The organism is Actinoalloteichus hymeniacidonis, from assembly GCF_014203365.1.
Taxonomy (GTDB): Bacteria; Actinomycetota; Actinomycetes; order Mycobacteriales; family Pseudonocardiaceae; genus Actinoalloteichus_A; species Actinoalloteichus_A hymeniacidonis.
In genome coordinates this window covers 966,259-988,780 of sequence record NZ_JACHIS010000001.1, presented here as the reverse complement: position 1 = coordinate 988,780, position 22,522 = coordinate 966,259, and the positions used below count along the sequence as shown (strand labels likewise).

Annotated in this window: 16 protein-coding genes; 4 read left to right on the top strand and 12 right to left on the bottom strand. The window is 67.6% G+C overall.

Features of this window, described 5'->3' with window-relative positions:
* Positions 1-451: 451 nt before the first annotated feature.
* The 5 genes from serA to BKA25_RS04495 all read right to left on the bottom strand — a co-directional run bounded on the left by serA (position 452) and on the right by BKA25_RS04495 (position 7,878).
* On the bottom strand, positions 452-2,050 hold the full coding sequence (serA, locus tag BKA25_RS04515) for a phosphoglycerate dehydrogenase (RefSeq protein WP_069851859.1): 1,599 nt from the start codon (positions 2,048-2,050) through the stop codon (positions 452-454).
* A 937-nt stretch (positions 2,051-2,987) separates the two neighbouring features.
* On the bottom strand, positions 2,988-3,257 hold the full coding sequence (locus tag BKA25_RS04510) for a DUF397 domain-containing protein (protein WP_172803856.1): 270 nt from the start codon (positions 3,255-3,257) through the stop codon (positions 2,988-2,990).
* Between the two features lie 980 nt (positions 3,258-4,237).
* Complete coding sequence (gene ilvC / locus BKA25_RS04505; protein ID WP_069854034.1) at positions 4,238-5,251, bottom strand: ketol-acid reductoisomerase; 1,014 nt, start codon at positions 5,249-5,251, stop codon at positions 4,238-4,240.
* A 70-nt stretch (positions 5,252-5,321) separates the two neighbouring features.
* Entirely contained in the window at positions 5,322-5,828 is a 507-nt protein-coding gene (gene ilvN / locus BKA25_RS04500; protein WP_069851861.1) for an acetolactate synthase small subunit, read from the bottom strand.
* Positions 5,829-6,051: 223 nt separating this feature from the next.
* Positions 6,052-7,878, bottom strand: coding sequence for an acetolactate synthase large subunit (locus tag BKA25_RS04495; RefSeq protein ID WP_084643357.1), 1,827 nt, complete (start codon positions 7,876-7,878; stop codon positions 6,052-6,054).
* Positions 7,879-8,201: 323 nt separating this feature from the next.
* Here BKA25_RS04495 and BKA25_RS04490 point away from each other — a divergent pair, with 323 nt between their 5' ends.
* Positions 8,202-8,810 carry a PH domain-containing protein gene (locus tag BKA25_RS04490; RefSeq protein ID WP_069851864.1) on the top strand — a complete coding sequence of 203 codons (609 nt, stop codon included), beginning with the start codon at positions 8,202-8,204 and terminating at the stop codon, positions 8,808-8,810.
* 199 nt (positions 8,811-9,009) lie between these two features.
* On the top strand, positions 9,010-10,854 hold the full coding sequence (ilvD, locus tag BKA25_RS04485) for a dihydroxy-acid dehydratase (protein ID WP_069851865.1): 1,845 nt from the start codon (positions 9,010-9,012) through the stop codon (positions 10,852-10,854).
* Between the two features lie 108 nt (positions 10,855-10,962).
* On the opposite strand, the gene BKA25_RS04480 is transcribed toward ilvD, so the two are convergent.
* The gene (locus BKA25_RS04480) at positions 10,963-11,229 is read right to left on the bottom strand and encodes a hypothetical protein (RefSeq protein ID WP_157421254.1); all 267 of its coding nucleotides are present in this window, start codon (positions 11,227-11,229) and stop codon (positions 10,963-10,965) included.
* A gap of 151 nt (positions 11,230-11,380) precedes the next feature.
* Here BKA25_RS04480 and BKA25_RS04475 point away from each other — a divergent pair, with 151 nt between their 5' ends.
* On the top strand, positions 11,381-12,244 hold the full coding sequence (locus BKA25_RS04475; protein WP_069851869.1) for a DUF5753 domain-containing protein: 864 nt from the start codon (positions 11,381-11,383) through the stop codon (positions 12,242-12,244).
* Positions 12,241-12,441, top strand: coding sequence for a DUF397 domain-containing protein (locus tag BKA25_RS04470; RefSeq protein ID WP_069851871.1), 201 nt, complete (start codon positions 12,241-12,243; stop codon positions 12,439-12,441). The genes BKA25_RS04475 and BKA25_RS04470 overlap by 4 nt, the downstream gene beginning before the upstream one ends.
* A gap of 7 nt (positions 12,442-12,448) precedes the next feature.
* Here the strand turns inward: BKA25_RS04470 and BKA25_RS04465 are convergent, their stop codons facing one another.
* The 6 genes from BKA25_RS04465 to BKA25_RS04440 form a co-directional block, all read right to left on the bottom strand.
* On the bottom strand, positions 12,449-14,578 hold the full coding sequence (locus BKA25_RS04465; RefSeq protein ID WP_069851873.1) for a serine/threonine-protein kinase: 2,130 nt from the start codon (positions 14,576-14,578) through the stop codon (positions 12,449-12,451).
* A gap of 305 nt (positions 14,579-14,883) precedes the next feature.
* Positions 14,884-16,935, bottom strand: coding sequence for a serine/threonine-protein kinase (locus BKA25_RS04460; protein WP_069851874.1), 2,052 nt, complete (start codon positions 16,933-16,935; stop codon positions 14,884-14,886).
* 275 nt (positions 16,936-17,210) lie between these two features.
* The gene (locus tag BKA25_RS04455; protein WP_084643360.1) at positions 17,211-19,283 is read right to left on the bottom strand and encodes a serine/threonine-protein kinase; all 2,073 of its coding nucleotides are present in this window, start codon (positions 19,281-19,283) and stop codon (positions 17,211-17,213) included.
* A 456-nt stretch (positions 19,284-19,739) separates the two neighbouring features.
* Entirely contained in the window at positions 19,740-20,762 is a 1,023-nt protein-coding gene (locus tag BKA25_RS04450) for a DoxX family protein (RefSeq protein ID WP_069851877.1), read from the bottom strand.
* Between the two features lie 151 nt (positions 20,763-20,913).
* Complete coding sequence (locus BKA25_RS04445; protein ID WP_157421255.1) at positions 20,914-21,468, bottom strand: DoxX family protein; 555 nt, start codon at positions 21,466-21,468, stop codon at positions 20,914-20,916.
* A gap of 61 nt (positions 21,469-21,529) precedes the next feature.
* On the bottom strand, positions 21,530-22,444 hold the full coding sequence (locus tag BKA25_RS04440; protein ID WP_069854035.1) for a 2-hydroxyacid dehydrogenase: 915 nt from the start codon (positions 22,442-22,444) through the stop codon (positions 21,530-21,532).
* Between the last annotated feature and the right edge of the window lie 78 nt (positions 22,445-22,522).

Sequence of the window (22,522 nt, the reverse complement as noted above, 5' to 3'; positions counted from 1 at the left end):
GCGCCGAAGCGGACCGCACGTCACACCATGGAATGGATCAACGCCGATTTCCTTGCGATGACAAGAGAACTCGGGAAATCATGCGAACATGCGTTCGAATGAGATGTCCGGAGCCGTTGTTCTATACCGCTTTCTCCCACCGAAGGAGTCGAAGCGGTCGGTTTCCCGCTCCTTGCCGACCGTCGCGTGGGCGCGGGTGCGAGTCCGGCTCACCGAGTCCGCCCGCCCCCGGCACCCCGCCTCGATGCGATCCCGAAGAGGCTCGCCACCGGAGCACCGACAACGGTGGCCCCATCCGAAGCGCGGATTCCCGTCTTCGGCTGTGGAACGGTCTCGGGCCGCTCCGTCTCCTGCGGCGGATCCGGCCCACACAGCACGATGCCCCGGGGTCCGGAGTCCATTTCGGACTCCATGCCCCGGGGCACCGCTGCGGGTCGGTTCGTCGGCTTTCTCAGTCGAAGGAGACCGAGTAGGCGGTGCTGGCGCCGACGGCCGCACCGATCGGCTCGAGCACGCCCCCGGTCAACTGCCGGTCCACCCGCAGCAGCATCGTCGCGTCACCGCCGTCGGTGGTCTGGCTGATCTGGGCGGCCTCGATGTTGATGCCGACCTCGCCGAGCAGGGTGCCTACGGTGCCCATCACGCCCGGGCGGTCCGGGTACTCCAGCAACAGCACGTTGCCCTCGGCGCGCAGATCGAAGTGCCTGCCGTTGATCTCGACGAGCTTCTCGACCTGCTGCGGCCCGGTCAGGGTGCCCGAGACGCTGGCGGTCTCGCCGGAGGGCAGCACCACGCGCACCGTCACCAGGCTGCGGTGGTTCGCGCTCTCGCTCTCGGTCTTGACCTCCACGGCCACGCCGAGGTCATTGGCGAGCCGGGGAGCGTTGACGAAGGTCACCTGGCTCTCGACCACCTTGGAGAACACGCCACGCAGTGCGGCCAGCGGCAGCACACTGACGTCCTCGGTCGAGAGCTCGCCGCGCACCTCCACCGTGACGGAGGCGGGCGGGGCCGAGAGCAGCGCCGCGAGCACCAGGCCGAGCTTCTGGGTCAGCGGCAGGTACGGACGCACCTGCTCGCCCACGACGCCTGCCGTCTGCACGTTCACCGCGTCGGGGACGAAATCGCCGCGCAGTGCGAGCAGCACCGAACGGGCCACGTCGGTGCCTGCACGGTCCTGGGCCTCGGCGGTGGAGGCGCCCAGGTGCGGGGTCGCCACCACGCGCGGCTGCTCGAACAACGGGCTCTCGGTGGTGGGCTCGGTCGCGTACACGTCCACACCCGCACCGCCGACCTGCCCGGAGGCCACGGCCTCGGCGAGCGCGGCCTCGTCCACCAGGCCGCCCCGGGCCGCGTTGACCAGCAGGACGCCCCGCTTGGTCTTCGCGAGCTGCTCGGCGCCGATCAGGCCCTTGGTCTCCGGGGTCTTCGGCAGATGGATCGAGATCGCGTCCGCCCTGGACAGCAGCTCGTCCAGGTCCACCAGCTCGATACCGAGCTGGGCAGCCAGCGCGGGCGAGACATAGGGGTCGTAGGCGATGAGCTTGGTCTCGAACGCGCCGATCCGCTGCGCGAAGAGCTGCCCGATCTTGCCGAGACCGACCACACCCACGGTCTTGCCACGCAGCTCGACGCCGCTGAAGGAGCTGCGCTTCCAGGCACCCGCCCGCAGGCTGGCGTCCGCAGCGGGAATGTGCCGCGCAACCGAGAGGAGGAGGGCGACGGCGTGCTCGGCAGCCGAGACGATGTTGGAGGTCGGCGCGTTGACCACCATGACGCCGCGCTCGGTGGCGGCGGGCACGTCGACGTTGTCCAGGCCGACGCCGGCCCGGGCCACCACCTTCAGCCGGTTACCCGCACCGAGCACCTCGGCGTCGACCTTGGTCGCAGAACGTACGAGCAGTGCGTCGGCCTCGGCGACGGCGGCCAGCAGAGCGGGCCGGTCGGTGCCGTCGACATGGCGGATCTCGACCTCGTCGCCGAAGACCTCGACCGCAGAGGGTGCGAGCTTCTCGGCGATCAGGGCGACGGGACGACTGGTGTTGGTCACGAGCTGCTCCAGGGAGGGTCGTTGCGGTCCTCGGCTGCCTTACGGCCAGCGCCAGCGAGCAGTCTAGTCCCCGGCTTGTGAAACGTTTCTCATAGTGCGGGATGCATTGCGCGCAGGCCCCGGGGTGATCGGCTCACGAAGTGAACATCGGCGGCCTGCAATACAGCCGTCACCACCCGCGTAGGCGGCCGCGCCTGCAACGGCCACTCCCCGGCGGTGCTCGGGGTGAGTTCAGCAGAAGTGATGAGGAATACCGCGATCGAATGCCACCGCGAGAAAGGACTGCTCGGTCGCGGTAGGGAATTCCAGCAGAAAACGGACACCACGACTTCGATGGAGAGACGTCATCGGTAGACGGCTCGGCCGGCGAGAGCCGATCCGACAGCCGAGAGCCGGCAGGTCCGCAGTGCTGCCATGTCTACTGCCGATCCGAGGGGCGGGCTTCGCCGTCTGCATCCGAGTCGACGGCCACGGGCGGTTGGGCACGTCTGGGTGCGTCTCCCCGTTCCGCGTCGACTCGACCGGGCTCGGCCCGAACGTATCGACCGGCGTGAAACGGCGTTCTCGGCCGGCACGGGTTCTGCGGTCCACGTCAGTACGGTGTGAGGAGGTCTATTGGCAGGAGAGGACGACGTCGTCGGACGGGAATCGACGATCTCGCCGGAGTGTGCGGAGCAACGCCATCAGCGGTGACACCGTTGGAAGGCGACAGCGTGGGGCACACGCACTGCCCGAGGGAAGCACAGTGGAACCGGATGGCCCGCCATAACGAGGGGCGATAGGTCAGCGGTCGGCGAGCGCCTGCTGATCGCTCGTCCACCCGGCGGCGGGCAACCTGTTCGGTTAGCGGCTGCAGGCAGCAACCTCGGTCAGCGTGACATCGCCGACCGGCCGCGCCGCCCGGGCCCACCTGGACGCCTGGGCGGCGCTTGATGGCTCACCACGGCTCGTCGAACTCGCCGTCCTTCGCACCCTCCACGAATGCGTCCCACTCCGCCTGGGTGAATACGAGCACCGGTCCTTCCGGCTCGGCGCCGTTGCGCATCAAGATGTACTCCTCGACGAACGCGATCTCGACGCCCTTCTGATCTTCATCCTCGGTGCTGGTTATCCATTCGGCACCGGAGATATCGAGGGTGCCGCGGATGTGGGCCTTGTCGTCATAGATCGGTACCTCGTGTGCGGTTGTCGATGCCTCGTCGCTCAATCTCTCTTCCCCATCCGCCAGGACACGCAGCTGCGCGAGAATCCGTCACCTTGCGCGACGAACCGTATACCTCTGTGATCGCTGTCGGTGGTGGGGTCCGGACGCAATCGAGTCGGTTCCGAAAGAAAGGAGGGCGCCGCATAGTGCGCGGCTGATGCTGCTCTGCGGGTTCGGCGCGAGTCGACCGTGGATCGGTGCGACCGAAGCTCGGCTACGGAATCGATCTCGAAACCGAAGGGGCCGATCAGCCGAACGAACGCGGGGATCGCGGGATCGCGAACACTCGGCACGGCAATGCTCGGGGACACCTGGTCAATCGCGTGGGGTTCGATCGAGCAGTCCGCGTGGTCTAGCAGTCCGCGTGGTCTAGCAGCCCGCGTGGTCTAGCAGCGGTTCGGCCTAGCAGCCGAAGGGTCGCGTGGCACGGGCAAACCGAGTGTGTGGATGGCGCGGACAGCCGGGGCGATCTCGCCACCGGGAGGGGCCTTGGATGCTGATCGCCTGTCCTGCTCAGGTATCGATGACCCGAGCAGGACAGGCCCGCAGCAAGGTCAGAGCGGGCCCCCGACGCCCGCCCTGACTCCTCGCGACGTTGGAGGAGCGCGTCGGACGGTTGATCAACCAGCCGACGCGCCGAGGGCCCCATCCACCGAACAGCGACGCATGCGACACCGACGCACACGACGCCGATGCCGCGTAACACCGGCGCCCCGTGAGACACCGCCGCACCGAAGGACGACGCACAAGGCACACACCCCGTCGGGTCGACGCACCGTCGATCGAGACAGCCGATCGAGACAGCCGATCCGAGACTCGGGTCCCTCGATAAACGCCGACGGCGAAGGGGAACCATCGTCGATGGCCGAGGCAGGCCGAGCGACATGCCGGACACGGTGTCCTGCACCAGCAGGGCGGACACCGTGCCGCTCGGCATGCGCGCAGCCGGGGACTCGGTCCGGTGGAACGGTCGGTTCCGTTGGTCAGGCGGTCTCGGTGATCGGCCGGTCGACCCAGGACATCAGGCCACGCAGCTTCTTGCCGACCTCTTCCACCGGGTGCTCCTCGCCTTCCTTGCGCAGCTTGGAGAACGTGGGCCTGCCCGCGTCCTCCTCGGCGATGAGTTCCCGGGCGAAGGTGCCGTCCTGGATCTCCCCGAGGATCTTGCGCATCTCGTCCTTGACCGCAGGCGAGATGATGCGCGGTCCCCTGGTCAGGTCACCGAACTCGGCGGTGTCGGAGATGGAGTAGCGCATCCGCGCGAGTCCACCCTCGTACAGCAGGTCCACGATGAGCTTCAGCTCGTGCAGCACCTCGAAGTAGGCGACCTCGGGCTGATAACCGGCTTCGGTCAGGGTCTCGAAACCGTTCTGGATCAACGCGGTGGTGCCGCCACACAGCACGACCTGCTCACCGAAGAGGTCGGTCTCGGTCTCCTCGGCGAAGGTGGTCTTGATGACGCCCGCGCGGGTACCACCGATCGCCTTGGCCCAGGACAGCGCCAACGCCTGTGCGTTCCCGGTGGCGTCCTGCTCCACGGCGATCAACGCCGGGACGCCCTTGCCGTCGACGAACTGCCTGCGCACCAGGTGGCCCGGGCCCTTGGGCGCCACCATCGCGACGTCGACGTCGGCGGGCGGGGTGATCAGGCCGTAACGGATGTTGAGGCCGTGGCCGAAGAACAGCGCGTCGCCCTTCTTGAGGTTGGGCGCGATGTTCTCGGTGTAGATCGTGCGCTGGGCGGTGTCCGGCGCCAGGATCATGATCACGTCGGCTTCGGCCGCGGCCTCGGAGGTGGTGAGCACCCGCAGGCCCTCTTCCTCCGCCTTCGCCTTCGACTTCGAGCCCTCGGCGAGGCCGATGCGCACGTCGACACCGGAGTCACGCAGGCTGAGCGCATGGGCGTGGCCCTGGCTGCCGTAGCCGATGACGGCGACCTTCTTGGCCTGCAGGATGCTCAGGTCGGCGTCGTCGTCATAGAAGATCTCGGCACTCATCGTCATTCCTCATCTGTTCTTGGAGTGAAGCTCTACTCGGGTGCCTACCCGGCAAGCGGGTAGACACTGATCAGCGGGCCGCGGAGACCGAGATGGATCGAGCACCTCGGCCAACGGCGACCATCCCGGAGCGCACCATCTCCCTGATCCCATAGGGCTCCAGCATGCGCAACAGGGCGTCGAGCTTGTCGGCTGTTCCGGTGGCCTCGACCGCGACCGCCTCGGGCGAGACGTCGACGACCTTGGCCCGGAACATCTGCACCGTTTCCAGGACTTGGCTGCGCACGGTGGCATCCGCCCGAACCTTGACCAGCAGGAGTTCCCGCTGGACGGAGGCAGCCGGGTCGAGCTCAACGATCTTTATGACGTTCACGAGCTTGTTGAGCTGCTTGGTCACCTGTTCCAACGGCAGCTCGTCCACGGCCACCACGATGGTCATCCTGGAGACGTCGGCGTGCTCGGTCTCGCCGACGGCGAGCGACTCGATGTTGAAGTTGCGGCGAGAGAACAGTCCTGAGATCCGAGCCAGCACGCCCGGTTTGTTCTCCACCAGCACGCTGAGCGTGTGCCGACTCATGCGCTCCTGCTCCTGTCCTGATCGGATCTTCTCGGCCGCAGTGGCCGAGTCTTTCGCGTCGCCGATGTGAGCTGGCGGGCACCCTCGTCTGGTGCCGGGTGGCCCCACCGGATCGACGTCTGCGGTGCTGACCCCAGCGGGCGGGGTGCCCGTCTCGGCAACCGCGCCGTTGGAAGCGCTCCGCCGCCGGATCGGCTGCGGTGACGCGCGAAGGGCACCGGTTCTAGTCGGCGTCGTCGAAGACCGGGCGGATACCGCGAGCCGCCATGATCTCGTCATTGCTGGTGCCCGAGGCGACCATCGGCCAGACCTGGGCGTCCTTGCCGACGACGAAGTCGATCACTACGGGACGGTCGTCGATCGCCATCGCCTTGCCGATGACCTCGTCGACCTCCTCGGCGGACTCACAGCGGAGTCCGACGCAGCCCAATGCCTCGGCGAGCAGCACGAAGTCGGGGATGCGCTTGTGTGTGCCGAGGTCGGTGTTGGAGTACCTCCCCGAGTAGAAGAGGTTCTGCCATTGCCGGACCATGCCGAGGTTGCCGTTGTTGATGACGGCGACCTTGATCGGGATTCCCTCGATGGCGCAGGTGGCCAGTTCCTGATTGGTCATCTGGAAACAGCCGTCGCCGTCGATGGCCCAGACCGGGGTGTCCGGTCGGCCCATCTTCGCGCCCATCGCGGCGGGAACCGCGAAACCCATGGTGCCGAGGCCGCCGGAGTTGATCCAGCTGCCCGGCTTCTCGTACTTCACGTACTGCGCGGCCCACATCTGATGCTGCCCGACACCGGCGGTGTAGACGGCATCGGGTCCCACCAGCTCACCGATTCGCTCGATGACGTACTGCGGGGCCAGCGAACCGTCGACGGGCGGCTCGTAGCCGAGCGGGAAGGACTCGCGCCAGCCTTGGACCTGCGTCACCCACGGTGCGGAGTCCGCACGGTCGCCGCGTTCCAGTTCCAGGCGCAACGCCGAGGTCAGTTCGGCGATCACGTCCTTGCAGTCGCCCACGATCGGCACGTCGGCCCGACGGTTCTTGGAGATCTCCGCCGGATCGATGTCGGCGTGGATGACCTGCGCCTCGGGGGCGAAGGAGGAGAGCTGGCCGGTGACCCGGTCGTCGAAGCGGGCGCCGAGGGCGATCAGCAGGTCGGACCGCTGCATGGCCGTGACGGCGGCAACGGTGCCGTGCATGCCGGGCATTCCCAGGTGCAGCGGGTGCGAGTCCGGGAACGCTCCCCTGGCCATCAGGGTGGTGACCACGGGGATCCCGGCGGCCTCGGCGAGTTCACGCAGTTCGGCGACCGCCCCGGCCTTGAGCACACCGCCGCCGACGTAGAGCACGGGCTTGCGGGCGGCCGCGATCATCTTGGCGGCCTCGCGGATCTGCTTGCCGTGCGGGCGCGCGGTGGGGCGGTAGCCCGGCAGTCGCAGTTCCGGCGGCCAGGAGAACGAGGTGGTCTCCTGCAACACGTCCTTGGGAATGTCCACCAGGACCGGTCCGGGTCTGCCGGTGGACGCCAGGTGGAAGGCCTCCGCGATCGTCCTCGGGATGTCGGCGGGGTCGGTGACCAGGAAGTTGTGCTTGGTGACCGGCTGCGTGATACCGCAGATGTCGGCTTCCTGGAAGGCATCGGTGCCGATGAGCCCTCGGGACTGCTGACCGGTGATGGCCACGACCGGGACCGAGTCCATGTTGGCGTCGGCCAGCGGGGTCACCAGGTTGGTCGCGCCGGGGCCTGAGGTCGCCATGCAGACGCCGACCTTGCCGGTGGCCTGCGCGTATCCGGTGGCTGCGTGTCCCGCGCCCTGCTCGTGTCGCACCAGGACGTGGCGCACCTTCTCCGAGTCCAGCAGTGGGTCGTAGGCCGGGAGGATGGTGCCGCCCGGAATACCGAAGACGACCTCGCAGCCCACCGATTCGAGGGCGCGGACCAAAGACTGGGCGCCGGTGACCTGCACGGGCGCGCCGTGCGGTGGGGCGGGCTTCGGCCTGGCGTAGTCGGCAGGTGAGGGACCCGGGACTGGTTTGGAGGTTGCGCTGGTCATTCGATCTGCCTCGTGGGTATCGGTTGCAGGGCGGGCAACAAAAAACCCCCGGCGGCATGGAGCCACTCAGGGGTAAGGCGCGTCGACGCTGGAAGATCCCGTTAGACGTCGGCGCGCCAGGGAAGTACGAGAATGTCGGTCAGTCGCAGCACGCTGAGTACGGTAACCGGCTGTGCGCAAGGGCGTCAACTCTGCGGGATGACTTTCTCGAATGTTGGACGCCCTACTATTTCGCCTTTCGCGATCCATGCAGGTCAACGCCTTGTGAGCTCGGGTTTCACCAGCTGGACCGACGGCGAAGCCGTCGATGCGAAAATCACGGTATGAGCGATGCGTCAGCACGGCAGGCCACCGACCGGCAAACGAGGGAACTCTTCCGAGTGCCTCCGATCTCGGTGCTCGCGGTGGTGGCCCTCGCAGTGTGTGTGACGCCTGCTGCCTTCGGAGCGCCCGGCCTCCAACTGCTGTATCTGATTCCGCTCGCCATCCTGTGGTGGGTGCTTCGCCGCCGCACCATGGTCGACAGCACGGGCATCCAGGTCCGCGAGTTGTTCAGCAGCACCAGGGTCGACTGGCCCCAGGTCCGTGGACTGCGTCTCGGCCGCAATTCCTCGGTGCATCTGGTGCACGAGAACGACGCCGAACTCGCGCTTCCCCTGATGCGCACGAGGGATCTGCCACTGCTGGCCGCGCTGAGCGGCGGCAGACTGCCCGATCCGACAGCGGCCGATTTGACGGGGCCCGATCCGACGGCGCCGGACCCGACCTCGCCCGATCCGACCGCTGACTCCGATCCCGAGGAGTCGTCCGCACCGGCTATCCGGGAGGAGCAGCTCGAGGCCGAACAGGTCACGGCCGCCGCAGGCGAGGAGACGACGCCCGCACCGGAACCACCGGCCGCAGCTCAGGACGCCACAGCGAAAAACGCCTAGTTCGCGCCGACGGCGACATCAGGCCAGGTCAGCGGGCACCCTGCAGCGCCATCCGCTGGCCGGGCAACGCGGCCCGAACACAGGGGTAGTCTCGGGTTCATCGTCGCCTGACCGCCCTCACCAGGGCAGCAAGGCGCCTTCGCCGGACCCGTGGCGATTCGACAAGATCACGTCACCACCACATCTCCTCGGAGAAACCGTGCCTCAGCTTCGTTCCCGCATCACGACTCACGGCCGTAACGCGACCGGCGCCCGAGCCCTCTGGCGTGCCACCGGCATGACCGACGGCGATTTCGGCAAGCCGATCGTGGCGATCGCCAACTCGTACACGCAGTTCGTGCCAGGACACGTGCACCTTCGCGACCTCGGCGACGTCGTCGCGGGCGCGGTGCGCGAGGCGGGCGGGGTGCCGAGGGAGTTCCACACGATCGCGGTGGACGACGGCATCGCGATGGGCCACAGCGGCATGCTCTACTCGCTGCCCTCGCGCGAGGTGATCGCGGACGCCGTCGAGTACATGGTCGAAGGCCATCAGGCCGACGCGCTGGTCTGCATCTCCAACTGCGACAAGATCACGCCGGGCATGCTCAACGCCGCGATGCGGCTGAACATCCCGACCGTCTTCGTCTCCGGCGGTCCGATGGAGGCAGGCAAGGCCGTGGTCGTCGACGGTGTGGCGCAGGCCCCGACCGACCTGATCACCGCCATCTCCGCTTCGGCGAACTCCCAGGTCGACGAGGAGGGACTGGCCAAGGTCGAGCTGTCGGCCTGCCCCACCTGCGGTTCGTGCTCGGGAATGTTCACCGCCAACTCGATGAACTGTCTGACCGAGGCGCTCGGTCTCGCACTGCCCGGCAACGGATCGACGTTGGCCACCCACGCCGCCCGGCGGGAGCTGTTCCTGGCCGCAGGCCGCACCGTGGTGGAGATCTCGAAGCGGTGGTACGAGTCCGACGACGATTCGGTGCTGCCCCGGTCGCTGGCGAACAAGCAGGCCTTCGAGAACGCAATGGCCTTGGACATGGCGATGGGTGGATCCACGAACACGGTGCTGCACGTGTTGGCGGCCGCCCAAGAGGGCGAGATCGATTTCACGCTGGCCGACATCGAGGCGATCAGCCGCCGGGTGCCGTGCCTGTCGAAGGTGTCGCCCAACTCGGACTACCACATGGAGGACGTGCACCGGGCCGGTGGAATCCCGGCGATCCTCGGTGAGCTGTATCGAGGCGGAATGCTCCGCGAGGACGTCCGTGCCGTGCACAGCCCCTCGCTTCGCGAGTGGTTGGCCGAGTGGGACATCCGCTCCGGATCGGCTTCCGAGCAGGCGATCGAGCTGTTCCACGCGGCGCCGGGCGGGGTGCGCACCACCGAGGCGTTCTCGACGGAGAACCGCTGGTCCTCGCTGGACACCGACGCCGAGGGCGGTTGTATTCGCGATGCCGCCCATGCCTACACGGCTGATGGCGGGCTCGCCGTGCTGCGCGGCAATCTCGCGGTCGACGGCGCGGTGATCAAGACGGCGGGTATCGAAGAGGAACTGTGGCATTTCCAGGGCCCGGCCCGGGTGGTGGAGAGCCAGGAACAGGCGGTCGAGGCGATCCTCAGCAAGACCATCCAGGCAGGCGAGGTGCTGGTGGTGCGCTACGAGGGTCCGTCCGGCGGGCCGGGGATGCAGGAGATGCTGCACCCCACCGCGTTCCTCAAGGGCACCGGCATGGGCAAGAAGTGCGCGCTGATCACCGACGGCCGATTCTCCGGCGGTTCCTCGGGTATCTCGGTGGGCCACATCTCCCCGGAGGCAGCCGACGGCGGTGACATCGGCTTGGTGCAGGACGGGGACCAGATCCTCATCGACGTCCGCGAACGACGTCTCGAACTGCTCGTCGAACCGGCTGTCCTGGCCGAGCGACGCGCCAAGATGGAGGCCGGCGAGCGGCCGTGGCAGCCGGTGGACCGGCAACGGCACGTCTCCACGGCGCTGCGCGCCTACGCCAAGCTGGCCACCTCGGCCTCGATGGGCGCGGTGCGCGACGTCAACCGGTGAGCATGTCCTGACCCGATCACACTGACCTACTCACCCAACGGGCGGCCTCGACGGACTCCGGTTCGTCGGGGCCGCCCGTCTGTGCCGGCTCGACGCCGGTTAACGCGCTCATCCCAGCCAGACGAGTTCGATCCGGCGACCCGCGCGCACCCCGAGGGCCACCGATTCCTCGGCCCGCCCCGAGGTGGCGAACAGGCTCCCGTCGGGATAGCAGAGCACGGACCTGGTGCCCATGGACATCCCCCAGGCGAACACCACACGATCCTCGATGTCCTCGCGCAGCTCCCGCAAGGCGCACATCCTCGGTTCGGACACGGTCGTGATCACTTCATCATCGTGACCCGGCTGTTGGACCACATCGCCATCCGGCGTCATCGAACACCCTCCTCTCGGTTTGGTTTGCGATGTGGCTCACAGTACTCGTATTTATATAAGTATTTGGTCACTCAAACGTGTAATTGATCTAGTTCGCGTCGGAGTGGTTCGCTTCCTGGTACCACTGTCGACACCGCGCTGGAGCACTCGAATGGCACCGCAGTCACCGACCATCGCGATCTGGGAACTCGGCCTTCGGCTCCGGGAACGGCGCTATCTTCTCGGGCTTACCGCCACCGAGGCGGGCAGGCTGGCCCGGTGCACTCAAGCCCATGTCTCCGAGATCGAACGCGGTCGCACCCGCGCCACCAAGGACAAGCTGACTCGGCTGATCAAGTCTTACGAATTCGATTCCGACGAGTCCGCCGAACTGTGGAATCTGCACGACCACGGCGCGCAACGCGGCTGGTGGAATCGGTACACCGGCATCTTCAGCAACGAGCTACTGCGGTTCTTCGGTTATGAATACGGCGCCGAGAGCGTGCGTACTTACAGCGGCGGGCTGATTCCCGGGTTGGTGCAGACCGAGGACTACATACGTGCCGTCATTCGAGGAGCGGCGCCGAACCTACGGCTGTCCGAGGAGGAGCTTCGCGTCACGGCACGCAAGACCCGGCAGCGACGACTCGTCGAGGACGATCCGCTGCATTTGACCGCAGTGATCAGCGAGGCGACCCTACGCCAATGCGTAGGCGGGGTCGCGGTACTTCGCGGACAGCTCGAACACCTGGCCAGGCTCGTGGCGGAGCAACCGGAGAACCTGACCGTGCGAGTGATCCCCTTCAGCGCCGGAGGTTTCGACGCGCTCGATGGCTCCAGCTTCCATCTCGTCGGCTTCACCAGCCCTCGACTACCGACGCTGGCCTGGCAGGAAACGATCACCTCTACCTCGCTGATCGATCACACGATGACCGTCCGGGAGTACACTCTGGCCTATCACCAGGCAGAGGAACGCGCGCTCGATCGCGAGGAGTCGCTTCGCCTGATTCGGGACACTGCCAAGGAGTTGTCGTGAGAAGCCCCTCCTCCAACAACCACCCCGACACGCAGTGGGTCAAATCCACCCGCAGTACTAACAACGGCCACTGCGTCGAGCTGCGCTTAAGCCGCGAGACCATCGCCGTCCGCGACTCCAAGAACCCCCACGGAGCCCACCTGCGGTTCCCCACCACCGCCTTCACCGCCTTCCTCTCCGCAGTGAAGAACCGCTGAGCCGAGTTCAGTCGAGTTCCAGCACGCCCTCCCGGCTGGGCTCGTAGCTGCGGTAGTGCAGTCCGCCGTCCTCGGTCAGCCGGAGCACGGTGCTCGCGGGCTCGACGCATTCGTAGCCCTCGTTGACGATGCCCTGGTCCGTCTCCACGATGTTGGCTTCGCCGGGGGTAGCAGACCGAAGCGTCAGCACCGCAGAACAACCGCCGAGCGGACGGGTGAAGACGCCGATCTCCTCGCCCGTCGCGCCGCCGTCGAGGGCGAGTTCGACCTCCACGGGTTCGGCGTCCTCGTCCTCGTCCTCGCCTGCGGGCAGTACCGACCCGCTCCATTCGCCTTCGAGCTCGGCAGGCAACTCGGCCAGTGCTTCCGAGAAGGTGCCGGACCGCTCCGGGTCATCGCTGGTGTAGCGCAGCGTCCCGTCGCCCAGCAGGTCCAGCGTCGCGTTCTCGGACTCGTCCGGGCAGTCCGCGTCCTCATTCCCCGTCTCGAGATCGCGCTCGTGGAACTGCAGTCGGGTATCGCTGGCATCGTCCAAGATCAGCGCGGCCGAACAGCCGGTCACCGTGCCGGTCACCGTGCCCACGCTCGCCCCGAGGTTGCCGCCGGTGATCCGGATGTTGACGTAGACCGTCTCCGACTCGTCCTCGGGCGACTCGATGAGCCCCGCCCATTCATCGACGAAGGCACCGGCGACCTCGCCCACCGGCGGTGGATCGTTCCGTACGTCGTCAGCTCCGGTCTCCGGAGAGCCGGTACCCGACACCGGTAGGCCCCCACGCGGAATCAGGTTGAACGCCAACACAACGATGGCGATCACCACGACCACCGTGATTCCCAGTGCCGCCACCCGCCCTCGGCGAGATCGCGGCGGGGGCGGTGTGGCCTGCGTTGCGGTGGCGGGCCCGGCCGCCGCAGTGTTGGTGGCGTGGGTTGGCTGGGGTACCTGGTGATACCCGGATTGCGAATTGGCATCCGCCGGATGGGGCTGCAACCTGGTGTGCGCTGGGGGCTGCCCACCGTTGCCCGCACGAACGGGATGTTCGGCGATGGAACGCGACACCGATGGTTCCAAGCTCGACACCAGGGTGTGGGAGAACGGCTTCGCTCCCCCGGACGGCCTCGATCGCGTCGTCGGGGCGTCCATCTCGTCGACCTCGGGCTGTACCGACTCCGGCACCGCGTCGGTGGCATCGGCGTCGCCGGGAGTGGGCGCCGCACTGCCTTGGCCCGGAGTGCCTGCGATGAGTTCGGCGCCCGCCCGCAGCGTGCGCACCTGATCGCGTTGGCTGTCGATCAGCTCGACGATGGACTGCGGTAACCAGGTGTCCCCGGTATCGACGGCCCCGATCTGTCGCAGCAGGTCGTCCGGGCTGGGCCGTTCGGTCGGGTCCTTGGCCAGGCAGGGTTCGACGATCGCCCGTACCTCGGGTTCCAGTGTGTCCAACTCCGGCTCGGAATGCACCACGCGGTAGAGCAACGCGGCGGAGGACGCGGTGCCGAACGGGCCGGTCCCCGAGGCCGCGAAGCAGAGGGTGGCGCCCAGCGCGAAGACGTCCGAAGCAGGCGTGAGTTCGTGGCCCTCGACCTGCTCCGGGGACAGGAATCCGGGCGAACCGACCAACATTCCGGTGGCGGTCAGGCCGCCGGTCGAGTCGGCGGCGCGGGTGATCCCGAAGTCGATGACGCGCGGCCCGTCCTCGGTGAGCAGCACGTTGGCCGGGGTGAGGTCCCGGTGGATCAGGTTGACCCGGTGCACTTCACGTAGCGCGGCCGCCAATCCGGCCGCCAGGGTGCGCACGGTGGACACCGGAAGCGGGCCGTCCTCGGCGACGGCATGGCGCAGCGAGGGACCCGGCACGTAGACGGTGGCCAGCCAGGGGACCGTCGCCTCGGCGTCGGCGTCCATCACCGGTGCGGTGTATGCGCCACTCACCAGTCGGGCGGCCTCCACCTCCTGTCGGAAGCGGCTGCGGAAGAGCGGGTCGGTGGTGAGCTGTTGGTGGATCAACTTGAGCGCGACCGTGCGGCCGTCCGAGGATAACGCCAGGAAGACCCGCCCCATCCCGCCTGCGCCCAGCCTGCCGAACAGCCGATATCGCTCGATCGTCCTCGGATCGTCGGCTGCCAAGGACTCCATGTCTCTCCAACCCTCGTCCCTGCTCATCTCGCCACGGCCGCAGCCCGATCGCCACGCAGGGCCAACGAGCGTTGGCGACCGGCCGTTTCGTCCAGCTGTCCCCCGACGCCGACGAGCATCCCCTCTGACGCCCGGATTCCGTTAATCGTTCCCGAATACGAGGTCCGAGAGGGGCGTTGCGTCCGTGGTCACCCCATCAGACTCCGATCATGCCTTCTCGATGGCGTCACCCTCGCCAAGACCGCCGATGTGCCGATCTCGATCGGCACGTTACGACCCAGGCGAGGCCGAATCGAGATCGGATCTCAACCTCCGAGGTCGCCATCGGCACTGTTGTCCAATTGGCCTTCCATCGTGGGAGCGGTGCCGTTATAGCCAGCGCCATCCGGATCGAGTAGGTGCATGTTCTCGCGGGCGGGCACGCTCGGACATCCCTGCGGCTGGGCGCCCTCGTGTCGGGCGACGATCCAGTTCGGGTCCGCGAAGACGATCTCCGAGACATGGTGGCAGTCTCCGTCGAAGTGGACACGCAGCTCCGCCTCGTCGACCGCCCCACCGGTGATCTCCACCACCGTGTCGACCTCCGTCGTGGCCTCGGAATCCCCATATCGTGCCCCCTCGACGGTGCCGACCCAGACGCCGCGCAGCTCTTCGGGGATCTCGGCGAGTGGCCGGGTGAGGATCGAGGTGGAGGCAGGCTCGGTGGTCTGGTAATAGATCACGTCGTCGTCGAGCGTCAACGTCGTCGTCTCGGGTTGACGAGGGCAGACCTCGTCCTGGTTCTCCGGTTCGACGGTCGAGAACGTCGCCGTGTCTTCCGTCAGACCGGTCAACTCGAGGTCGGTCGTGCAGTCGGCCATGAAGTCCAGTACGGAGCCTGCCGCGTCGCCGAACGCACTCTCGCCTAGGTCGAGCACCGCGTGAAAGTAGTCGTCGGGGTCCTCGTCGATGGGCATCACCCAGCCGGTCCATTCTCCGTGGAAGGTATCCGGCAGTTGTTCGCCTGCCGATGCGTCCGTCGGCATCGGCTGATCCTCGGGCGGGTCCGCTGTCTGCTCGGAACCTTCCGCACTCGAATCACCAGGCGAGCCACCCGCATCCTGTCGCCCACGATTCGTGGCAGCGATGAGACTCACCACGGCGACGGTCACCACGGTGATCAGCGAGAGGGCGATGGCGACGTATCTCGCTACGGTATTCGAGTTCCGAGCCCGGTCCGCTCCAGGCGGGCCGAAGAGCGGCGACAGCTGGGTACCCGCCCCGGATCGCTCCGGCATACTGCCCGACCTCGCTCCAGCTGCGCTGCCGCCCGGATCCGCCGGGTGTCCCGGACCGGGTACCCAGCGGGGCGGATTCGGGTGCGACTGGCCGGGATGGGCCGGCTGCGTCTGAGGCCGGGTGACCGGCGCATGCCTACTCGGTCGGTCGACTCGGGCCGTGACATCGGCATCGTCGTCATCGACGGGTTCTGCCCCGTCCCGCAGGATGCGGAGCTGCTCGTTCTGCCGTTCGATGAGGTCGCGGACCGTTCCGGGTAACCAGGCCAGTCCACCCCGCACCGAGCCGAGCCGGTCCAGCAGTTGCTCCGACGAGGGGCGCGCTTCGGGCTTCCTCGCGAGGCAGGGCTCGATGATGGGCAACAGCTCCGATGGCAGTTCGCCGAGCAGCGGATCGGTGTGCACGACCCGGTAGAGCAGCGAGGCCGAGGACACCTTGCCGAACGGGCCGGTCCCGACGGCGGCGAAGTACAGCGTGGCGCCGAGAGAGAAGACGTCGGACGCGGGGCTCAAGTCGCGTCCCTCGACCTGTTCCGGTGACATGAAACCCGGCGATCCGATCAGCAGACCGGTGCCGGTCAGCTCCGCACCGGTCTCGACCGCCCTGGTGATCCCGAAGTCGATGACCCGAGGCCCGTCGTCGGTCAGCAGCACGTTGGCCGGGGTGAGATCCCGGTGGATGAGTCCGGCGCGGTGCACCTCGCGCAGCGCGGCCGCCAACCCGACGGCCAGTGCGTGCACCGAGAGGATCGGAAGCGGCCCATGCGTTCGGACGGCCGCCCGCAGCGAAGGACCGGGGACATACACGGTGGCCAGCCAAGGCAGTTCCGCCTCGGCGTCGGCATCCATCACCGCTGCGGTATAGGCACCGCTCACCCGGCGGGCAGCCTCGACCTCACGCCGGAACCGGTTGCGGAACATCGGGTCGGCCACATGCTGTTGATGGATCACCTTGATCGCGACGACCCGACCATCCGGGGACAACGCCAGGTAGACGCGCCCCATCCCGCCGGCTCCGAGTCTCCCGACCAGCCTGTATCGACCGATGTTCTGTGGATCGCCGAGCGCTAGCGGCTCCATGATCTCCCCTGCGTCGTTCTCCGACGTCGACCTCTGACGCTGGCGATCCCCTCGTCCTCCCCACACACACCGTCACACCGGCCCCCGATTCCGGCGGAATAACACGCCCGCGCAACAGAACGAAGTCGCCTCGCCTCACGCCTTTCGGTTGCCTTGCATCCTAGGCCGCTCGATCGGTATCACTCTTGCCAGCGGTTCGGCGGTGACCTTCGCCCTGCACGTCGAGCGAAGGCCATATCGAATCGACGTCGAATTCGATAAGTCCTCCAACCGCATCAGGACAGACCGAAGGTCCCGGACAGCTTCGGATTGGTTCCCCGGTACTGCAACTGGCCGGAATCGTCGATCAGCAGGACCTCGTTGACCGGCACCAGGGGGCAACCACCGCCGGCGACCCGGGTCTGTCTGGCCGCGACCCAGCCCTGCGCCGCGAAGGCGATGGTCGAGGCGTGATGGCATCCCTCGCCGAGTTTGACGTATACCTCGGCCGATCCGAGGGCGCCCGCGACCACCTCGATCTCCGCCGCGACCGAGGAGGTCTCTGCGGAGTCCGGGTACTCGACGCCGTCCACGGTGCCCGACCAGGTTCCGTACAACCCTTCGGGGACCTCCTCCATCCCGGGCTCGAAGGTCGCGCTTCGGGCGGGGTCACTCGTCTCGTAGTGCAGGGTGCCCGCCTCGTCGAGGGTCAGCGTCGTGCTCTCGGGCTGCGAGCAGGTGTGGCCATCGGCCTGGCTGTACTGATCGACCTCGGTGAACACGGCGGTGTCGTCCGTGACCGAGACCAGTTCCATCGCGGCACTGCAACCCGAGACGAACCGGAGGAAGGTACCGACCTGGTCACCCACCTCGCCCTCGCCCAGCACGAGCACCGCATAGGAATGGGCGCCCTCGCCGTCGACCGGGGTGACGGTCGCGGTCCACTGGCCGATGAACTCCGAGGGCAGCGGTGCATCGTCGTAGCCGGTTTCACCGTGATCGGACCCCGTGGTCCCGTCGTCGAAGTCGGCCTGGTTCGGGTCCTGCCCGCCTGCATTCGGGTCGGCCGCCTGGTTGGAGGTGCGCGTCAACGCGATGAGGATCGACACGATGACCACGACCACGACGACCAACGAGACGGTGATCGCCGCGTACTTGGCCGAGGTCGGCGAGAGGCGCTGCCTCGGCGCCTTCATGACCATCGATGGCGCTGACGGACCGGTAGGCGGATGGTTGGCCCGATTCTGCTGCGGCATAGGGGCCCATCCCGTCCAGGAACCCGGCGGGGTGCCCGGTGCGGCCGATGCGGGCCCGGGGTTCGGTGCGCCAACCCCTGCGCTGTTCCCAGCCCGCACCGAGGACTGCGCCGCGTTCCTGGCGTGGTTCTGCACGATCTGCCTGCCGACGCGGGCCGTCATGTCGGGGTCGCCCGCGTCCGCATAGGCGGCCGTGCCATCCCGCAGTACCCGGAGTTGGTGATTCTGGTTCTCGATGAGATCTCGTACTGGGCCGGGCAACCAGGATGCCCCACCGCGCACCGGGCCGAGCAGGTCCAACAACTGTTCCGGGGTGGGCCGCTGCGCCGGGTTCCTGGACAGGCACGGCTCGACGAGCGGCCGCAGCTCGGCAGGCAGTTGGTCGAAGAGCGGATCGGTGTGCACGACGCGGTACAGCAGCGCCGCCGACGAGACCTTGCCGAAGGGGCCGCTGCCCACAGCGGCGAAGAAGAGCCCCGCGCCGAAGGAGAAGACGTCGGAGGCCGGGGTCAGATCCTTGCCCTCGACCTGTTCCGGCGACATGAAACCCGGTGAGCCGATGATCAGGCCGGTTGCGGTCAGCTCGGTACCGGAATCGACCGCCCTGGTGATCCCGAAGTCGATGACCCGAGGCCCATCGTCGGTGAGCAGCACGTTGGCCGGGGTGAGATCCCGGTGGATCAGCCCGACTCGGTGTACCTCGCGCAGGGCCGCGGCCAAGCCTGCCGCCAGGGTGCGCACCGAGGAGACCGACAGCGGGCCGTGGCTGCGGATCACCTCCCGCAACGAGGGACCCGGCACGTACACCGTGGCCAACCAGGGCTGTTCGGCCTCGGCGTCGGCGTCCATCACCGCTGCCGTGTAGGCGCCACTGACCAGACGTGCGGCCTCGACCTCTCGACGGAACCGGCTGCGGAACATCGGTTCGGCCACATGTTGTTGATGAATCAATTTGATGGCGACGACTCTGCCGTCCGAGGAGAGCGCGAGATAGACCCGGCCCATTCCCCCGGCCCCGAGCCGCCCGACCAGTCGGTACCGACCGATGATCTGCGGGTCGTCGGGTTCTAACGGCTCCATGGGCTCCCCTGGCTTGTCCGTCGACGTCGTCATGACGCTACCGAAGCGATCGCCTCACCCGATCGGCGACGCATCCGGTGACGGGCAGCGGGGTTCGGTCGCGACCCACCGGCCGGTTGAACCCGCAGCCGCCGACGATCTCCCGACCGGAATTCGACCGCGCGGCCGGACTACCTGCAACGGAGGTCGGGCGGAGCCAGAAGACTATTCGTCGACGGCCGATCGGAACTCGAGATCACCGCCGAGATCAGAGGAACACCCACCGTGAGAATCCCCGATTCGCCGGCTCGACTACCCGGGTGAAATCCGTTGATCCTCGCGACGGAAAGCAATGTCGACCGCCGCCCGCGAATGCCGATGCCCATTCGATGCGCGGCAATGCTGCACCCACGCACAGCGCCGAGACCGAGTGTTTCGAGTCCGTCTTCGAACCGGCGTCGGACATACCCCGACGGACGCCGGTTCGAAGACGAGACGGCAGGCAGGCGATCAGCGCAGGAGGAAGTAGACGGCGGCACCGGCACCGGTCGCCACGGCGAGGCAGCTGAACCCGGTGATGAGCGGATGCCGGAACCAGCCGCGGCCGTTGTCCAGTGCCACGCGACCGGGACCGGCGAACAGCAGTGCGGCGGCCATGCCTGCCAGCACCACCTCGTACTCGAATCCGCCGTCAGCGGTGAGGAGGAAACCCTCGGCGAACTTGATCAACACGGCGTTGGCCATCACGGCGAGCAGACCCGCAGCCGCGAGCGGCGTGGCCAGTCCCAGCACGAGGAGTGCGCCACCGGCCACCTCGGTCACGCCGGTGACCCACGCCAGGATCTCGGCCTGTTGGAAACCGACACCGGTCAGATAGTCGGCGAACCCATCGATGCCCGGGCCGCCGAAGAGCCCGGCCACCTTCTGCAGGCCATGAGTGATGAAGACACCGGCGAGCACCAGACGCAAGATCAGCAGACCTAGGTCGGCGCCCCCGTTGGAGGGCAGCTTCGGCCGGGGATCCCAGTCGTCGAGCCGTTCGGGCTCGGTCAACGAGGAGCGTCGCTGGTCCGATGCGTCGTCGGAGTCCTCGTACTCGTCGTACTCGTCGTACTCGTCGTCGTCCCGCTCCGCCCGCACCGAGGCCTCGGGTCTGCGTGCCCGCTCCGATCCGGTGGTGCGCGCCGGCTCGTGGTCGGGTGTCGAGGCGGCGTATCGATCGTCATCGTCGTCGCCATGGGTATAGAGGACGTCGTGGTCCGCCACATCCACGAGATAGGGATCGTCGTCCCGTTGGAACTCGGGTTCGGGCGCCGGTTCCCGGCGGCGGACACGATCGACATCGTCGTGCGATTCCACCATCGCGTGTCTGCCGGTGCGTTCCGGCGCAAGGTTCAGCTCCGGGCCCGTGTAGCCGGGCCGGGAGGCGACCCTGGCGGCGGCTGCATCGAGCCCGAAATAATCGTGATCATCGACCTGCCGCCTGCCGTATGGGCCTGCGGCTCGGCCTAATCCGTCGTCGGAGTTAGTCACGGCCGGCAGCGTAGAGCCAGGACCACCGTCGAGGCGAGAGCCGGACACCGGAATTCATCGCCGTGAAGCGAACTCGAACCGGCATCACCAGCCGAGACGGCGCACCGAGAACGACCTACGAATATCGACGATGCTCCGTGCGCCTATCCAATCAGCGGAACAGGAATAGCACCACTGCCGTGATGATCCCGCCCAGCGCCAGGAAGACGATGGCACTGCGCAGCGGGAACTTGAAGTACGGCCTGCCGTTGTCCAGCGCGAAACGACCCGGCCCGGAGAAGACCAGTGCCGCCGTCGCTGCGGCGAGCAACAGTTCGAAGGCGAAGCCGCCCGTGTCGGTGAGGAACAGCCCCTCCTCGAAGCGGAACACCACTCCCGCCACCGAGATCCCGAGCAGCGGAACCGCAGCCAACGCACTCAACAGGCCGATGATCAGCAGCAATCCGGCGACGATCTCGACGACCGCCGTGATGGTCGCCAACAGCCCGGGCTGAGTGAACCCGAAGCCCGCGAGGCTGTCGGCGAAGCCCTCCCGGCCGGGAGTGCCTGCCCAGCCGAAGAACTTCTCGGTCCCCGAGGCGATGAACAGGCCGCCGACGACCAGCCGGAGCAGCAGCAGCCCGATCGCCGGGCCGGGGTCGGTGCCCTCGTGCCCGGCCGATCCGGGAAGCGGCCGAGTTTCGGAGGCGTCCATATTCGTCGTCACCCCGACGAGGGTAATGCTGCGAACGGGCACTCACCGATCTGTTCGGACAGATGATGCCGAATCAGTATTCGCCCGCCACCAGATTCGTCGGTTCCTCGCCCGCGGCGAACAGGCCGATCTGATGCGCGGCGATCGCCCACGCGCGATCCTGGCCGCCCTGGGTGCTGCCGCCGACATGCGGCGTGAGCAACAGGCCGTCCACCGTCCACAGCGGATGGTCCGCAGGCAGTGGTTCGGGATCGGTGACGTCCAACGCCGCCCGCAGACGCCCGGCGGTCAGCTCGGCCACCAGCGCGTCGGTGTCTACGACCAGACCGCGTGCGGCGTTGACCAGGATCGCCTGATCGGGCATGGCGGCGAGGAATTCGCGATCGACCAGACCCGTGGTCTCGGCGGTGAGCGGCACCATCACGACGACGACATCGTGTTGGGGCAGCAGTTCCGGCAGGTCGGCCAGTCCGTGGACGCCGTCGCGCGGGGTGCGCGCGACGAAGGTGGTGTGTGCGTCCGAGGCATCGAGCCTGCGACGCATCTCCCGGCCCAGATCGCCCGCGCCCAGCACCAGCACCCGCTTGCCCTGCAGTGTGTCGGTGCCGTGTTGATCCCAGTTGCGTTGCTGCCTGCGGATCTCGAAGGTGGGCAGCTCTCGATAGATCGCCAGGATCGCGGCCAGAGCCCACTCGGCGGTGCTGCCTCCGTGTGCCCCGCGCGCGGTGCTGAGCCACACCCCCGGTGGGGTTCGCGGCAGCCAGACCTCCGCGCCGGCCGACAGCAGCTGGATCAGGCGAAGCCTCGGCATGGTCTCGCCCAACGCCTCCACGGCGCCCGCCGAGAGGAAACCTGGCACCAACACCTCGGCATCGGCGGCCTCGGCCGGGAACCTCTCGCCCGGCGCGTATTGCACCGCGCGTACCCCGGGGGTCTCCGCCAGCGCCTGCAGCCCTCGTTCGTTAGGGACAAGAACGATTGTCGTCACGGCAGCCACCGTAACCCGACCGGCGGGCTACCTCCGAAGCTGGACCGCACGGACTGTGGACTCTCGTCTCGGCAGGCG

Coding starts and splice junctions, on each gene's coding strand:
- ilvC (WP_069854034.1), bottom strand. CDS start 5,251: ATGAGTGCCGAGATCTTCTATGACGACGACGCCGACCTGAGCATCCTG.
- ilvN (WP_069851861.1), bottom strand. CDS start 5,828: ATGAGTCGGCACACGCTCAGCGTGCTGGTGGAGAACAAACCGGGCGTG.
- BKA25_RS04495 (WP_084643357.1), bottom strand. CDS start 7,878: ATGACCAGCGCAACCTCCAAACCAGTCCCGGGTCCCTCACCTGCCGAC.
- BKA25_RS04490 (WP_069851864.1), top strand. CDS start 8,202: ATGAGCGATGCGTCAGCACGGCAGGCCACCGACCGGCAAACGAGGGAA.
- BKA25_RS04480 (WP_157421254.1), bottom strand. CDS start 11,229: ATGACGCCGGATGGCGATGTGGTCCAACAGCCGGGTCACGATGATGAA.
- BKA25_RS04475 (WP_069851869.1), top strand. CDS start 11,381: ATGGCACCGCAGTCACCGACCATCGCGATCTGGGAACTCGGCCTTCGG.
- BKA25_RS04465 (WP_069851873.1), bottom strand. CDS start 14,578: ATGGAGTCCTTGGCAGCCGACGATCCGAGGACGATCGAGCGATATCGG.
- BKA25_RS04460 (WP_069851874.1), bottom strand. CDS start 16,935: ATGGAGCCGCTAGCGCTCGGCGATCCACAGAACATCGGTCGATACAGG.
- BKA25_RS04455 (WP_084643360.1), bottom strand. CDS start 19,283: ATGACGACGTCGACGGACAAGCCAGGGGAGCCCATGGAGCCGTTAGAA.